This window comes from Streptomyces sp. Pv4-95 (genome assembly GCF_045782725.1).
Classification (GTDB): Bacteria; Actinomycetota; Actinomycetes; order Streptomycetales; family Streptomycetaceae; genus Streptomyces.
This window is the reverse complement of sequence record NZ_CP127172.1, coordinates 7,186,219-7,199,941: the sequence shown is the minus strand read 5'-3', so window position 1 is coordinate 7,199,941 and position 13,723 is coordinate 7,186,219. Positions and strand designations below refer to the sequence as shown.

The following is a 13,723-nucleotide window of genomic DNA, read 5'->3' as shown; positions in this document are numbered from 1 at the left end:
CCGGTCACCCGGCCGTGGCCCCACTCGCAGTCAACCCTCCCGAGGGCCGCCCCCGCCTCGGGTCTCCGCCCGAGCCGATCGGTCAGTCCTCTTCGGCGAGGATCAGATACAGCTCCTTGCGCGCCTTGTTGACCACCGCCATGGCCTTCTCCCGCTGCTCGGGGCTGCCGGTGGCCCAGACCTGGCGGAACGCCTCGACCAGGCCGCCGCCCGCCTTGCGGATCTCGTTCATGGCCTCCCAGTCGACGCCGCGCCCGGCGTCCTCCCAGGGCGCGTCCGAGCCGTTGTCGGCCTCGGTGCGTCCGGCGTCGGTCAGCGAGAAGAGCTTCTTGCCGCCGTCACTGGCGTTGGTGATCAGCCCCTCGTCCTCCAGCAGCTGCAAGGTCGGGTAGACCGAGCCGGGGCTCGGCTTCCACGCCCCGCCGCTGCGCTCGGCGATCTCCTGAATCATTTCGTAGCCGTGCATCGGACGGTCCTTGAGCAGCGCCAGGATCGAGGCGCGTACATCGCCGCGCCGCGCCCGGCCCCGGGGGCCGCCGCGGCCCCGGCCGCCGCCGAACGGAGGCCCGCCGAAGGGCGGGCCGAATCCGCCGAAGGCGGCGCGTCGCCTCTCGAAGCCGCCCGGGAAGTCGCCTCGGCCGCCATGGCGTCCGGGGCCGCAGTGCTCGTGCCGGTGCTCGTGTCCGTGATCGTTTCCTTGTGAACGCATGATGTCGTTCCTTCCTTCATTGATCGGTCGCGATGCCTCAACGATATATCGGAACTGTTCGTCGAGCAATCCCTTTGGCATGGCCGACAGCTGTTCGTCTCAGCGAAGCTTGATCACTGCCAGGGCGTCCCGTAGATCAGGCTGCGTACCCTTGGCTGCGTGCCTCGCCCTTCGAAGAAGCCCCGCCGGCTGGTCGCCAACGGGCGCGTGTACGTGTGGACGATGCGCCACAGCCACCGAAAGGACGCCGCCGGCCGGTCCGTGGACTGCCGCCAAACCCTGACCCTGTTCCCGCAACCGGTTGGCACCGGCGGCCCGCTGCGCATTGTCTTTGCCGCCGGTCCCGGCCGGTACGTCCCGGGCGGCGCCCCCTTCGGCTCCGGGGACGTGGGCCTCATCCGGGGTGCAGAACTGAACCTGCACGAGCCGGGCGCCGTCCGGGCTTTGCTCGACGTGGCATTGGCCGGTGGGTGGCAGCCAGAGGAGCGGCGGGCGGTGGAGGTCGACGGCTGGTTGCTGCTGGAGCCGGCGGCCGCCGCGCGAGCCGAGGACACCATCCCCGAGGGCCCGTAGGGGGTGGCTCCTCTTCGCCCACCACCGCCCGGTGATCAAGCTTCGGTGAGACCGGTCAAACTCCCCTTGAGACGCGACAACAGCTCCCGCTTCGGGTCCAATCACCTGAGATTGGCCTTGGCCTGCGGCTTTGTGGCCGCTCTACGCTCACGGCCATGAGGATTCGCATCGTCGACGCCTTCAGTGAGCGTCCATTCGCCGGCAATCCCGCGGGGGTCGTGCTTCTCGACTCCGGCGCCTTCCCCGATGACACCTGGCTCCAGCAGGTCGCCGCCGAGGTCAACCTCGCCGAAACCGCCTTCGCGCACCCGCTGCCCGAAGGCGGCGACGCCGACTGGGCGCTGCGCTGGCTCACCCCGGTCGCGGAGGTCGACATGTGCGGGCACGCGACCCTGGCCACCGCACACGTCCTGCACTCCACCGGCACCGCGACGGGCACGGTCCGCTTCCGCACCCGCTCCGGCGTGCTGACCACGACGGTCGGCGACGGCGGAGCGATCACGATGGACTTCCCCACCGCACCCCTGTTGCCGGTCGAGGTCCCGGCCGTCGTCAGGGAAGCGCTGGCTGCGGAGATCCGCTCCGCACACGACACCGGCCCCCAGGTCGGCGATCTGCTGGTCGAGCTGGCTGACGAGAAGTCCGTACGGGCCCTCTCACCGGACTTGAGGGCGCTGGCCGGACACGGCGGCCGGGGCGTCATCGCCACCGCGCCGGCCGAGGACCCCGACGGCGGCTACGACTTCGTCTCGCGCTGCTTCTTCCCCGCCGTGGGCATCGACGAGGACCCCGTGACGGGCAGCGCGCACACCGCGCTCGCCCCGTTCTGGTCCGCGCGGCTCGGGCGCGACAGCCTCGTCGGCCTCCAGGGAGCGGCCCGCACCGGCTTCGTACGCACCACGCTCCGCGGCGAGCGCACCCATCTGACCGGCACAGCCGTCACCGTCATCGACGGCGAGTTGCTGCCTGCCCGCTGAATCCGAGCGGTTCACGCCGCTCATCGATCCGGCCACAGGCCGACGGGGCTCTCCACGCTCCCCCGGCCTGGCATGACCGGGGGCCGTTCGGACGCTTCACCCTCCGGACGTCAGGGGCGGGGCGCGCAAGCGCGCCGCCCCCTCCGCTCACGGGGTCGGCAGCCACCCCACCTTGCCCGCGAGCAGCGCGTAACCGACGAACGCCACGATGTCGATCAGGGCATGTGCGGCAACCAACGGGCCGACCCGCCCCCACCGCCGGTAGAGCAGGACGAAGAGGACGCCCATCACCAGGTTCCCGAAGAATCCGCCGATGCCCTGGTAGAGGTGGTACGAGCCGCGCAGCACCGAGCTGGCCGCCAGCGCTGCCATCGGCCCCCAGCCCAACTGCCCCAGCCTGCGCAGCAGATACCCGACGACGATGACCTCCTCCACGACGGCGTTCTGCACCGCCGACGCGATCAGCACCGGGACCTTCCACCACACGTCGGGCAGCGCCTCGGGGACCACCGTCAGATTGAATCCGGCCGCCCGCGCACCCAGGTAGAGCAGCAGGCCGCTGCCCCCGATGACGGCCGCCACCCCGGTGCCGCGGCTCAGGTCGAAGCCGGGCCGGCGCCGGTCGAAGCCGATCGCGCGCAGCCCTCCGGCGCGTTCGCGCAGCAGCAGATGGGCGACCAGCGCCACGGGCACCAGCGCCGTCGCGATACCGAACAGCTGCCAGGCGAGATCCAGCCACGGCCGGCCCGGCGCATGCGACCCGTTGAGCGTGGCCGCCTGGTCCTTGAGGCCGCCCGGCTTGGTCACCGAGCCGAGGAAACTGATGAGCGCCGACGCCGCGCTCGCGCCGAGCGAGAGCGCCAGGACGAGCAGCGTCTCGCTGCGCAGAATGCGCCGGGCGGGCCCCTCGGCCGTCCCCGCGCCGGCCTTCGTACCGGGTCCCTGACCTGGCACGTCCGCATCGGCCACGGGACTTGTATCCGACTGCACGGCTTCCTCCACTTCCGCAATTCCGCCTCTTCGCCACCACCGCCCCGCTAGGGTCTCGAAAGCAGGTACGAAGATCGCGCGCGACAGGCCGGGGACGGGCGCCATCCACGTGGCGCATTCCCTCTCACCATCGAATCCGCTCGAGCTCCGAGAGTCAGGAGAGGCGCTACCGCAATGGGACGTCACAGCTTGCCCGACGGCTTGGAACCCGAGACCACGGGGGCCGGTACGAGTTCCCGCCGCCGCACCGTCCTCATCTCCACCGCCCTGGTCCTCGCCGTCGCCGCCGGCTCCGTCGTGGCACTGCGCAGCGGTCTGCTGCCCTTCAGCGGACCGTGCGGCGGCGACTCGGTGCCGTTGAACGTGGTCGCCTCTCCCGATATCGCGCCGGCCGTCGAGGCCATGGCCGACAAGGCCCGCAAGGACGCCGTCCGCACCGACGGCAAGTGCCTGGACGTCAAGGTCACCTCGCGGGTCGCCTACGAGGTCGCCGACTCGCTCGGGCAGCGGCCGGCCCGGTCGGAATTCCAGGTGTGGATACCTGATTCGAGCCTGTGGGTGGACCAGGTCGGCGCGGAGCGCGGCACTCCGCTGACGGCCGCGGGCACGATCGCCTCGTCGCCGATCGGCCTGGGCGCCGTCCCCGGGGCGGCCAAGGCGCTGGCCCTTTCGGAGCGGGACTTCTCCTGGTCCGAGCTGAGCCGGACCGCCACCTCCGGCGACGAGCTGCGGCTGGGCATGGCCGACCCCGCCCACAGCGCCACCGGTCTGCTCGCACTGGCCCGCATCAACGCCGCCAACGCCAAGAAGGCCAAGGACGGCGACGAGGCCGACATCCGCACCGCCTCCGCGGCGAAGCTGCTGTACCAGCGGGCGGCGGACAGCGACAGACAGGCGCTGTCCACACTGCCTCACGACAGCTCCGGAGCGCAGGGCAATTCCCGCCGCAACGAAGCGCTGCTGCTGTCCGAGCAAGCCGCGCACGCCCACAACACCGGCGACGGCAACGGCCCCGACCTGGAACTCTTCTCTCCCCGGGACGGCGGCGCACAGCTCGACTACCCCTACACCCTGGTCGACGACGACCAGCTGACCTCCGCCCAGACACGTGCCGCCAACCGCTTCATGACCCTGCTGGGTGGTGTCGACGGACAGCGAGCGCTGCGCGAGCTGGGGTTCAGAGCCGGTAACGGCGAGCCGAACGACGAGATCACGCGCGCGGCCGGCGGACGCGTCCCCCAGCCGTACGCCCCCGGCCTCGACGCCCCGCCCGCGTCCAAGGAACTCCAGGCACTGCTGGGCAAGTGGACGAGCACGGTCCAGAGCGCGCGGATGACCACGGTCGTGGCCGCCTCGCCCTCGATGGCCGGCCAGGTCCCCGGCCTGGGCCGGTCACGGATGGAGCTCGCCAAGGGCTCCCTGCTCAAGGCGGTGGAATCGTTCACGCCCGACGACGAGGTCGGACTGTGGAAGTTCGCCACCCTCCTCGACGGCACCAAGGACTACGTCGAGCTGTCCCCCACCACCCGGCTCGGCGAGCGAGGTGAGGGTGGCGAAACCCACCGGGACGAGCTGACGGCCGCGTTGAATTCGCTGGCCCCGGTGCCCGCGGGCGCCGACGGGCTGTACGACACCACGCTCGCCGCGTACGAACAGGCCACCAAGCGCTATGTGAACGGCAAGCTCAACACCGTGGTCATCATCACCGACGGCACCGACGACGACCTCGGCAGCATCGGGCTCGACCAGCTCGTCGCCGAACTGAAGAAGGCCACCGATCCGGCGCGGCCGGTACCGCTGATCGCCCTCGCGATCGGCCCGGAGGCCGATCAGGCCGCCCTGGATCGCATGGTGGCCCCGACCGGCGGCTCCGCGCACCTCGTCAGCGACCCGTCGCAGATCCACGAAGTGATGCTCAAGGCCATCACCAAGGCGGGCAGCGCCGGGCCGCGTTAGCAACCGGGCGGTGGAAGCCGTCCGCGAGCGCCCCGCCGCACCGGACGGCCCACCGACCGGTGCGGCTCCGGTTACCGGCCGCCGCGCCCGCCCGCCGACCCGGGCTCATCCGGCGCGGACTCCTCCGGTGCGGCGGGCTTCCCGACGTCCCAGGCGACCGGCCACGTGTGCACCGGATCCCCGGCCTCCATCAACTCCCGGTAGCGACGGGTCATCGCGGCGAGTGCGGCATGCCGCTCCAGGCCCTGCCGCGACGCGTGGTGGTAGGCCGCGGCCTGCCAGGACGCCCCGTTGACCCGGCGAGCGCAGCGCTCCTCGATGATGCCCAGGTAGAGGTCGCGGTCGGCCGGCTCCACGCCCCAGGCATCCAGCCCGGCAGCGGCCAGCGGCAGCAGCTCCTCGCGTACGAGGCGTACCGCCGGGATCTCGGCGACGCCCCCCGCGCGCCCGGACCTGGGCCAGCGGAGCGTGGCGTCGATGCCGTACCGGCAGGCGGTGTCGAAGTTGTCGGCCGCGTCGGCGAAGGGCAGTCGCGACCACACCGGGCGTGGCTGCTCGGCCAGCGCCCGGACGAGGCCGTAGTAGAAGGCGGTGTTGGCGATGACGTCGGCGACCGTCGGCCCGGCCGGCAGCACCCGGTTCTCCACCCGCAGATGCGGGACACCGTCGGCGACGTCGTAGACCGGGCGGTTCCACCGGTAGATCGTGCCGTTGTGCAGCACCAGCTCCGCGAGTTCGGGCACCCCGCCCTTGTCGAGGACCCGCAGCGGCTCCTCCTCCTCGCAGATCGGCAGCAGCGGCGGGAAGTACCGCACGTTCTCCTCGAAGAGGTCGTACGCGGAGGTCACCCAGCGCTCGCCGAACCACGTGCGCGGGCGCACGCCCTGGGCCTGGAGTTCCGGCGCGCGGGTGTCGGTCGACTGCTGGAAGACCGGCGGACGGGATTCCCGCCACAGCTCCCGCCCGAAGAGGAACGGCGAGTTGGCGCCCACCGCGATCTGCACCGCGGCGACGGCCTGCGCCGCGTTCCACACCGCGGCGAAGCGGCTCGGCGTCACCTGGAGGTGCAGCTGAACGGACGTGCAGGCGGCCTCCGGCGCGATCGAGGGCGAGCGGGAGAGCAGGTGCTCGACGCCCTGGATGTCGATCGTGAAGTCCTCGCCGCGGGCCGCCCGCATCTCGTCGTTGAGCAGCACATAGCGATCGCTCTCGGAGATGCTGGCAGCCGTGAGGTCATCGGAAGTCAGTGTCGGCAGTATCCCGATCATCACAATCCTGGCGGCCACCTCACGGGCCTTTCTGTCCGCGTAGGACAGGCCCGTACGGAGTTCTTCTGCGAGTTGGTCAAGGACCCGGCCGTGCAACCGGTGCGGGGTGATGTTGACTTCGAGATTGCACTGCGCGAGTTCGGTCTGGAAATCGTGACTGGCGATGCGCTCCAGAACTTGGGAGTTCAGCATGCGCGGCAGACCGTCGGAACCGGCGAGACTGAGTTCGATCTCCAGCCCCATGAGATTCTTGGGACGGTCGAACCTCTTCTCCGCCAGGAGTCTCTCCAATCCCTCCAGACACTCGTGAAGCTTTCTTCGATAACGCTCCCGGTCCGCCAGGTCGATCCCGTCCGCGGCGACCTTCTCGCCCATCGAAGGGTCCCTCCTCGAGTGAGCGGCCCGCGGACACGGGCCGCGTGGAGCCGTCCCCGGCACCACCGGGGTACACGCTACGGTCGATGATGCCCCAGTGATCTGATCGATAACGCGTACGGGGCGTGCCGGTAACGATAGGCTCGTAGGGACGGAATGTCTGGCACATTCAGTAGGCATATCTCGGTGGCGATCGCCGTCCGCATTTCTCTCGTGAGAAACACCGACGAGTTCTCGCCTACCGCGTCGGCGAGGAAATACGAGGTGGCGTCCCAAAGCCCCGCGCAAAGCGGCGGATACCACCCGGGACAGGAGTCCGGATTCCGCCTTGCCGGAAATCCACGGAGCGACTAGCGGAAACACCGACAGAACATGTGTCGTATAAACTCCGCTGACGAGGCAGAGAGTTGGCACCCAGTGTTTCGGTGTTCTCACCGGTTCTGGGGCACAGCGGCTGACCCCGCCGGGCCGCAGCCCCGGTCGGCCATGCTCTGACCCCGCCACGCTGACAGCGCCGTCCGCACTTGCCCAGCTCCACCGTGTCTCCGAAGTGAGAGGCGACCCACCATGCCGCTGCACGTTCCCGCCGCACCCGCGCCCGCCCTGCGCAGCGTTCTCGCCGCCCTTGGCTCACCCACCGCCGTCCGCGAGGCTCCCACCTCCGCCCTCCGTTCCCATCAGGGCCCGCTGAGCCCCGAGCACCCGCTGCCCGTGCACGTCTGGGACCACCTCAGCCGCGCCGGAGGATCCTCGCGTACCCGCCTGGCCGGCTGGCGATACCTCGTCCGCGGCGGCGAGCGTGCCGTGGCGACCGCGGACGCGATGCTCACGGCGGACGGCTGGACGTTCTCCCACTTCGCCGGTGGCCCCTACGTCACCGCCACCGAGCAGGCCCTGCAGCACGCCGACGCGCTGCCCACGCCGTATCAGCCGCGGCTGCTGTCCGTACCCGAGCTCTACATGCTCACGCTGTGGCTGCACCACGACATCACCTCGGACGGCGCCGACGGCACCCCCGCCCCCGGTGACCTGCTGGTACCGCTGGCGCCCGCACCGCCGGGCATCATTGCCCACCATCCGCAGCGGGTCGCCGATCTGCTGCCGCGGCTCACCCTGCGGGTGACTCCGGGACCGCTGCTCGGCTCGCCCGCCTGACCCCGGGACGCCGGTTCCGTCCGCGGACCGGCGCACCGACGCACGCCGTCCCTCAGGAGCGCGCCCCGCGGCCCCGTCCGGCCGCGGGGCGCTTCGCTGTCTCACCCGCCCGGCCTAGCCCACCCCTACCACTCCCAACCCGCCTGAGTAACTGCGTAATTGGGAGCAACCGCCCGCATGGGTGACACGTCAGTATCGAGTGAGTACCGCTGCTGCGAAATCCCTGCGGAAACGCCTCCGGAGGGCAACACTGGGACCGACCGAGGAAACGGGGGAGCGGCCATGAACACCTCATCGAGCCGCACGACGACGTTCACCACACCGCAGCGAAAGACTTCATCCATGTGTCAGCACCAACCACCCTGCCCGTCAGCAGACTCCACCGACCGGGAAGCCGCGCATCCCGTGGCACACCACCCGGAGCAGGGTTGGAGCCTGCTGTGCAACGGCGTCCTCCTCTTCGAGGACACCGGTGAGCTCCTTCCGGACGGGCAGGTCATCGCCCCGAACCGGCCGCTCGGTGGCACCCGGGTCGTCTCCGCCGCCTGACCCGGGCGCACCGGCAGAACAACAGGGCCCCCGGCAGGATCTGCCGAGGGCCCTTGATGTGCGATGACGGACGTCAGCCGTCGTAGTCCTCCAGCGGAGGGCAGGAGCAGACGAGGTTGCGGTCGCCGAAGGCGCCGTCGATCCGCCGCACCGGCGGCCAGTACTTCTCCGCGGCGACGACGCCCGCCGGGAAGACGGCCTCCTCGCGGGAGTAGGAGTGCTCCCATTCGCCGGTCAGCGCGCCCGCGGTGTGCGGGGCGTTGCGCAGCGGGTTGTCGTCCTTGTCCCACTCCCCCGAGCCGACCTTCTCGATCTCCGCGCGGATGGCGATCATCGCGTCGCAGAACCGGTCCAGCTCGCTGAGGTCCTCGCTCTCGGTCGGCTCGATCATGAGCGTGCCGGCCACCGGGAAGGACATCGTCGGCGCGTGGAAGCCGTAGTCGATGAGCCGCTTGGCCACGTCGTCGATGCTCACCCCGGTCTCCTTGGTCAGCGGCCGGACGTCGATGATGCACTCGTGGGCGACCAGACCGCCCGGGCCGGTGTAGAGCACCGGGTAGTGCGGCTCCAGACGCTTGGCGATGTAGTTGGCGCCGAGCACCGCGACCTGGGTGGCGCGCTTGAGGCCCTCGCCGCCCATCAGCCGGACGTACGCCCAGGAGATCGGCAGGATGCCGGCCGAGCCCCACGGCGCCGCGGAGATCGGGCCGACGCCCGTCTCCGGGCCGGCGGTGGGCTGCAGCGGGTGGTTGGGCAGGTACGGCGCCAGGTGGGCCCGGACACCGACAGGGCCGACGCCGGGGCCGCCGCCGCCGTGCGGGATGCAGAAGGTCTTGTGCAGGTTGAGGTGCGAGACATCGCCGCCGAACTTGCCCGGCTCGGCGAGGCCGACCAGCGCGTTGAGGTTGGCGCCGTCGACGTAGACCTGGCCGCCCGCGTCGTGCACGGCGGCGCAGATCTGCGTGATGTGCTCCTCGAACACGCCGTGCGTGGAGGGGTAGGTGACCATCAGGACCGCGAGTTCGTCGCGGTGCTTGTCGATCTTGGCGTGCAGATCGTCGGTGTCGACCTCACCGTCCTCGCCGGTCTTGACGACGACGACCTTCATCCCCGCCATCACGGCGCTGGCGGCGTTGGTGCCGTGCGCCGAGGAGGGGATCAGGCAGACGGTGCGCTGCTCGTCGCCGTTGGCGCGGTGGTAGGCACGCACGGCCAGCAGGCCGGCCAGCTCGCCCTGGGAGCCGGCGTTCGGCTGGATGGAGACCTTGTCGTAGCCGGTGACCGTGGCCAGCTGCTCCTCCAGCTCCTGGATCAGGGTGAGGTAGCCCTGCGCCTGGCCGGCCGGCGCGAAGGGGTGCAGCTGCCCGAACGCCGGCCAGGTGACCGGCTCCATCTCGGTGGTGGCATTCAGCTTCATCGTGCACGAGCCGAGCGGGATCATGCCGCGGTCCAGCGCGTAGTCCTTGTCGGCGAGGGTGCGCAGGTAGCGCAGCATCGCGGTCTCGGAACGGTGCTGGTGGAAGACCGGGTGACCGAGGTAGTCGTCGGTGCGCAGCAGCTCCTGCGGCAGTCCCTCGACCGCGGCCGCGTCCAGCTGCTCGATGTCCGCCTGGACACCGAAGGCGCCGAAGACACCGGCCAGCTGCCCGCGGCCGGTGGTCTCGTCGCAGGCGATGCCGACGAGGTCGGCGTCGACCTGGCGGAGGTTGATGCCGGCCTCGCGGGCGGCGGCCACGACCTCCGCGGCGCGGCCGGGCACCCGCGCGGTCAGCGTGTCGAAGTACGCGCCGTGCACGATCTCCACACCGCCCGCCCGCAGGCCCTCGGCGAGGAGGGTGGCGTAGCGATGGGTGCGGCGCGCGATGGCGGCCAGGCCGTCCGGGCCGTGGTAGACCGCGTACATACCGGCCATGACGGCGAGCAGCACCTGCGCGGTGCAGATGTTGCTGGTGGCCTTCTCGCGGCGAATGTGCTGCTCACGGGTCTGCAGGGCCAGGCGGTATGCCTTGTTGCCGTCGGCGTCGACCGAGACGCCCACCAGACGGCCGGGAAGGCTGCGGGCGAACTTGTCGCGGACGGCCATGAAGCCGGCGTGCGGCCCGCCGAAGCCCATCGGGACGCCGAAGCGCTGGGTCGTGCCGACGGCGATGTCCGCGCCGAGCTCGCCGGGCGAGGTCAGCAGCGTCAGCGCGAGGAGGTCGGCGGCGACGGTGACGATCGCGCCCAGCTCCTGCGCCTGCGCGATCACCGCACGCGGGTCGCGGACCGCACCGGAGGCCCCGGGGTACTGCAGGAGCACGCCGAAGACGCCGCGCTCGGCGATCTCGGCCGGAATGCCGTCACCGAGGTCCGCGACGACGACCTCGACGCCGGTCGGCTCGGCGCGGGTCTGGAGCACGGCGATGGTCTGCGGCAGACAGTCGGCGTCGACCAGGAAGACGCCCTGCTTGACCTTGCCGACCCGCCGGGCGAGCGACATGGCCTCGGCCGCGGCGGTGCCCTCGTCCAGGAGGGAGGCGCCGGAGGTGGGCAGGCCCGTCAGGTCGGCGACCATGGTCTGGAAGTTCAGCAGCGCCTCCAGCCGGCCCTGCGAGATCTCCGGCTGGTAGGGCGTGTAGGCCGTGTACCAGGACGGGTTCTCCATGACGTTGCGCAGGATCACCGGCGGCGTGAACGTGCCGTAGTACCCCAGGCCGATCATGGAGGACAGGACCTGGTTGCGGTCCGCGAGGCTGCGCAGCTCGTCCAGGACCTCGGCCTCGGAGCGGCCCTGGGGCAGCCCCAGCGCCTCGGCGCTCTTGATCACATCGGGTACGGCGGTGGCGGTGAGCTCGTCCAGCGATCCGAATCCGACGTGCGCGAGCATCTTCGCCTGCGCCTCGTGGTCAGGCCCGATGTGCCGGCGCTCGAAGGGGGTACCGCGCTCCAGCTCGGTCAAGGAGATGCGATTGGTGGTCATCTGCGGGGGCCTCCTGGTCATACGACCTACGAGGGGCACCACGGCGCTGGTGCCCGGACGGCCTCCCCCTCTGTCATCTCAACCTGAGAGCTTCACCGGCCCGCGCGCTGCGGTCCGATTTTCACCGTCGGTGAGGAAGGGTTCCGGCGTTGTGCCCGTCCGTGGCCCGCCCTGCTTTCCAGAGTGACCTCGTCCATGCGGTACGTGTGCCTGAGAGATTCCGGGGAGGATTTGCTCCTTCGGCGCCCCCGTCGCGAACGACAAAGGACTCTCCCGCATGGGGTCTGCAGCCATTCGCCAGCCTACCAGCGCACCCCCCGGAGGAACTTTCGAGTGGCCGGGGCGCGAAATGTACCGTTTGGTAGTGGTGACAGGGCAGTTGCGACCACATGGAGGGGCCGTGCAAACCGACATCGATCCCCGGAGCCTGATCGGCCGCAAGGCGTTCGACCGACACGGCACGAAAATCGGCACCGTCGACGAGGTCTATCTCGACGACGCGACCGGGGAACCGGAGTGGGCGGCCGTGCGCACCGGCTTGTTCAGCAGGGACGCCTTCGTCCCGCTGGAGCCGAGCGAGCTGGCCGACGAGGGCCTGCGCATCCCCTTCGACCGCAAGCTGATCAAGGACGCCCCCGACTTCGGTGTCGGCCGGCACCTCTCCCCCGAGCAGGAGCTGCAGCTCTACCACCACTACCGGCTGGATATCTCCTCCCCCGACGCCGACGCGGTCTCCTCGGCGGGCGACAAGGACTTCGGCAAGATCGCCGGTTCGGAGGACTGAGACCCGGTCGGCTTCTCCCGCACCAGCGGCAGTGGCTCCCCGGGCCGCAGCGCGGGGTCCTCGACGGCAAAGGTCCGCACCCTTCCCGGTGCGGACCACGGCGTCTCGAAGCGGACGGTCACTCTCCCGACCCCGCTCCCCTGCACCCACCCGGCGCCGTACTCGTCGTGCACGATGTCGAGCCCCGGCAGCCAGCGACGCGGCAGCGGCTCCGGCGGCTCCCGCTCACCGGCCTCGTCCGCCGCGTGCTCCCGAGCCGCCTTCGCGGTCTCCGCGGCCTCGCGCTCGGTCGCCACCTGGGCGAAGAGGTCCTCCTGCGTGAAATCGGCCAGCCCGCTCACGCCGACCCCCAGCAGCCGCACGCCGCCCGTGGTGTCCACGGTCTCCAGCAGCCGTGCGGCGGCCTCCCGCACGACCGAGGGGTCGTCGGTGGGCCCGCGGAGCGTCTCGGAGCGGGTCAGCGTCGAGAAGTCATAGCTCCGGACCTTGATCACGACCGTACGCCCGGAACGCCCGGCGGCCCGCAGCCGCCGCACACAGCGGTCCGCGAGGCGCACCACCTCCGACCGCACCCGGGTGCGGTCGGTCAGATCGACCTCGAAGGTGTCCTCGACCGAGATCGACTTCGCGTCCCGCTCCGCCACCACCGGCCGGTCGTCCCGGCCCAGCGCCATCGCGTACAGCCCGGCGCCGTGGGACTTCCCCAGCAGGCGCACCAGCTCCGCCTCACCGGCCTCCGCGGTCTCCGCGACCGTCGTGATCCCGGCCCGGCGCAGCGCCTCGGCAGTGGCCGGCCCGACCCCGGGCAGGGTCCGCACCGTCATCGGCCCCAGCAGCTCCCGCTCGGTGCCCGGCTCGATCACCACGAGCCCGTCCGGTTTCGCCGCCTCGGACGCGATCTTCGCCAGCATCTTGGCCCCCGCGAGCCCCACCGAGCCCGTCAGACCCGTGGCCTCCCGGATGTCGCGCCGCAGCCGCTCCCCCACCGCGCGGACGGCGGCCGTCTCCGCCTCGACACCGCCCGCCTCCAGATCGACGAATGCCTCGTCCAGGCTCAGCGGCTCCACCAGGGGCGACAGCGCGTGCAAGAGCTGCATCACCGTCTCACTCACCTGGCGGTAGAGGGTGAAACGGGGATTGAGATACGCGGCGTTGGGGCACAGGCGACGCGCCTGAGCCGTGGGCATCGCCGAACGGATGCCGAAGACCCGGGCCTCGTACGACGCCGTGGAGACCACCCCGCGCGGCCCGATCCCGCCGACCACCACCGGTTTCCCGCGCAGACTCGGCTTGGCCGCCTGTTCGGCGGCCGCGAAGAACGCATCCATGTCCAGATGCAGGATCGTCGGCGCAGGTCTCACACCATCGATGCTCCCGCACACCACTGACAATCGCCCCACGCGCCGGGCCGGAAAGCGCGTGCGGCGC

The 13,723-nt window shown here is 71.0% G+C and carries 11 protein-coding genes and 1 riboswitch; of the genes, 6 read left to right on the top strand and 5 right to left on the bottom strand.

All coding sequences use genetic code 11. From position 1 onward, the window contains the following. Positions 1–82: 82 nt before the first annotated feature. Positions 83–709, bottom strand: coding sequence for a PadR family transcriptional regulator (locus QOM21_RS31595; protein ID WP_407554416.1), 627 nt, complete (start codon positions 707–709; stop codon positions 83–85). A gap of 159 nt (positions 710–868) precedes the next feature. Between QOM21_RS31595 and QOM21_RS31590 the strand changes: the two genes are divergently transcribed. Both QOM21_RS31590 and QOM21_RS31585 read left to right on the top strand, forming a co-directional pair. Next, the gene (locus QOM21_RS31590; protein ID WP_407554415.1) at positions 869–1,282 is read left to right on the top strand and encodes a hypothetical protein; all 414 of its coding nucleotides are present in this window, start codon (positions 869–871) and stop codon (positions 1,280–1,282) included. Between the two features lie 155 nt (positions 1,283–1,437). Next, entirely contained in the window at positions 1,438–2,259 is an 822-nt protein-coding gene (locus QOM21_RS31585) for a PhzF family phenazine biosynthesis protein (protein ID WP_407554414.1), read from the top strand. A gap of 147 nt (positions 2,260–2,406) precedes the next feature. Here the strand turns inward: QOM21_RS31585 and QOM21_RS31580 are convergent, their stop codons facing one another. Then, a complete protein-coding gene (locus tag QOM21_RS31580; RefSeq protein ID WP_407554413.1) occupies positions 2,407–3,228 on the bottom strand; it encodes a CPBP family intramembrane glutamic endopeptidase in 822 nt (273 codons plus the stop codon). 195 nt (positions 3,229–3,423) lie between these two features. Here QOM21_RS31580 and QOM21_RS31575 point away from each other — a divergent pair, with 195 nt between their 5' ends. Next, positions 3,424–5,205, top strand: coding sequence for a substrate-binding and VWA domain-containing protein (locus QOM21_RS31575; RefSeq protein ID WP_407554412.1), 1,782 nt, complete (start codon positions 3,424–3,426; stop codon positions 5,203–5,205). A gap of 71 nt (positions 5,206–5,276) precedes the next feature. On the opposite strand, the gene QOM21_RS31570 is transcribed toward QOM21_RS31575, so the two are convergent. Further along, the gene (locus QOM21_RS31570) at positions 5,277–6,848 is read right to left on the bottom strand and encodes a glutamate-cysteine ligase family protein (RefSeq protein ID WP_407554411.1); all 1,572 of its coding nucleotides are present in this window, start codon (positions 6,846–6,848) and stop codon (positions 5,277–5,279) included. Positions 6,849–7,415: 567 nt separating this feature from the next. On the opposite strand from QOM21_RS31570, the gene QOM21_RS31565 reads away from it, so the two are divergent. Beyond that, positions 7,416–8,003 carry a hypothetical protein gene (locus tag QOM21_RS31565; RefSeq protein ID WP_407554410.1) on the top strand — a complete coding sequence of 196 codons (588 nt, stop codon included), beginning with the start codon at positions 7,416–7,418 and terminating at the stop codon, positions 8,001–8,003. A 342-nt stretch (positions 8,004–8,345) separates the two neighbouring features. Further along, positions 8,346–8,552, top strand: a complete 207-nt coding sequence (locus QOM21_RS31560) for a DUF5999 family protein (RefSeq protein WP_393895270.1) — start codon at positions 8,346–8,348, stop codon at positions 8,550–8,552. A gap of 73 nt (positions 8,553–8,625) precedes the next feature. Here QOM21_RS31560 and gcvP read toward each other — a convergent pair whose 3' ends face one another. Continuing rightward, positions 8,626–11,511 (bottom strand): aminomethyl-transferring glycine dehydrogenase, encoded by a 2,886-nt coding sequence (gene gcvP, locus QOM21_RS31555; RefSeq protein ID WP_407554409.1) that lies wholly within the window; start codon positions 11,509–11,511, stop codon positions 8,626–8,628. 188 nt (positions 11,512–11,699) lie between these two features. Further along, a riboswitch (glycine riboswitch) is annotated at positions 11,700–11,797 on the bottom strand. A gap of 114 nt (positions 11,798–11,911) precedes the next feature. Here gcvP and QOM21_RS31550 point away from each other — a divergent pair. After that, positions 11,912–12,295, top strand: a complete 384-nt coding sequence (locus QOM21_RS31550; protein ID WP_407554408.1) for a PRC-barrel domain-containing protein — start codon at positions 11,912–11,914, stop codon at positions 12,293–12,295. Here the strand turns inward: QOM21_RS31550 and QOM21_RS31545 are convergent. Further along, positions 12,205–13,656, bottom strand: a complete 1,452-nt coding sequence (locus QOM21_RS31545; RefSeq protein WP_407554407.1) for a DNA polymerase IV — start codon at positions 13,654–13,656, stop codon at positions 12,205–12,207. The genes QOM21_RS31550 and QOM21_RS31545 overlap by 91 nt on opposite strands. Between the last annotated feature and the right edge of the window lie 67 nt (positions 13,657–13,723).

What these genes read in the sequence shown, in the direction of transcription:
- QOM21_RS31595 (WP_407554416.1), bottom strand. Translation starts at nt 709, where the DNA reads ATGCGTTCACAAGGAAACGATCACGGACACGAGCACCGGCACGAGCAC.
- QOM21_RS31585 (WP_407554414.1), top strand. Translation starts at nt 1,438, where the DNA reads ATGAGGATTCGCATCGTCGACGCCTTCAGTGAGCGTCCATTCGCCGGC.
- QOM21_RS31575 (WP_407554412.1), top strand. Translation starts at nt 3,424, where the DNA reads ATGGGACGTCACAGCTTGCCCGACGGCTTGGAACCCGAGACCACGGGG.
- QOM21_RS31570 (WP_407554411.1), bottom strand. Translation starts at nt 6,848, where the DNA reads ATGGGCGAGAAGGTCGCCGCGGACGGGATCGACCTGGCGGACCGGGAG.
- QOM21_RS31565 (WP_407554410.1), top strand. Translation starts at nt 7,416, where the DNA reads ATGCCGCTGCACGTTCCCGCCGCACCCGCGCCCGCCCTGCGCAGCGTT.
- QOM21_RS31560 (WP_393895270.1), top strand. Translation starts at nt 8,346, where the DNA reads ATGTGTCAGCACCAACCACCCTGCCCGTCAGCAGACTCCACCGACCGG.
- gcvP (WP_407554409.1), bottom strand. Translation starts at nt 11,511, where the DNA reads ATGACCACCAATCGCATCTCCTTGACCGAGCTGGAGCGCGGTACCCCC.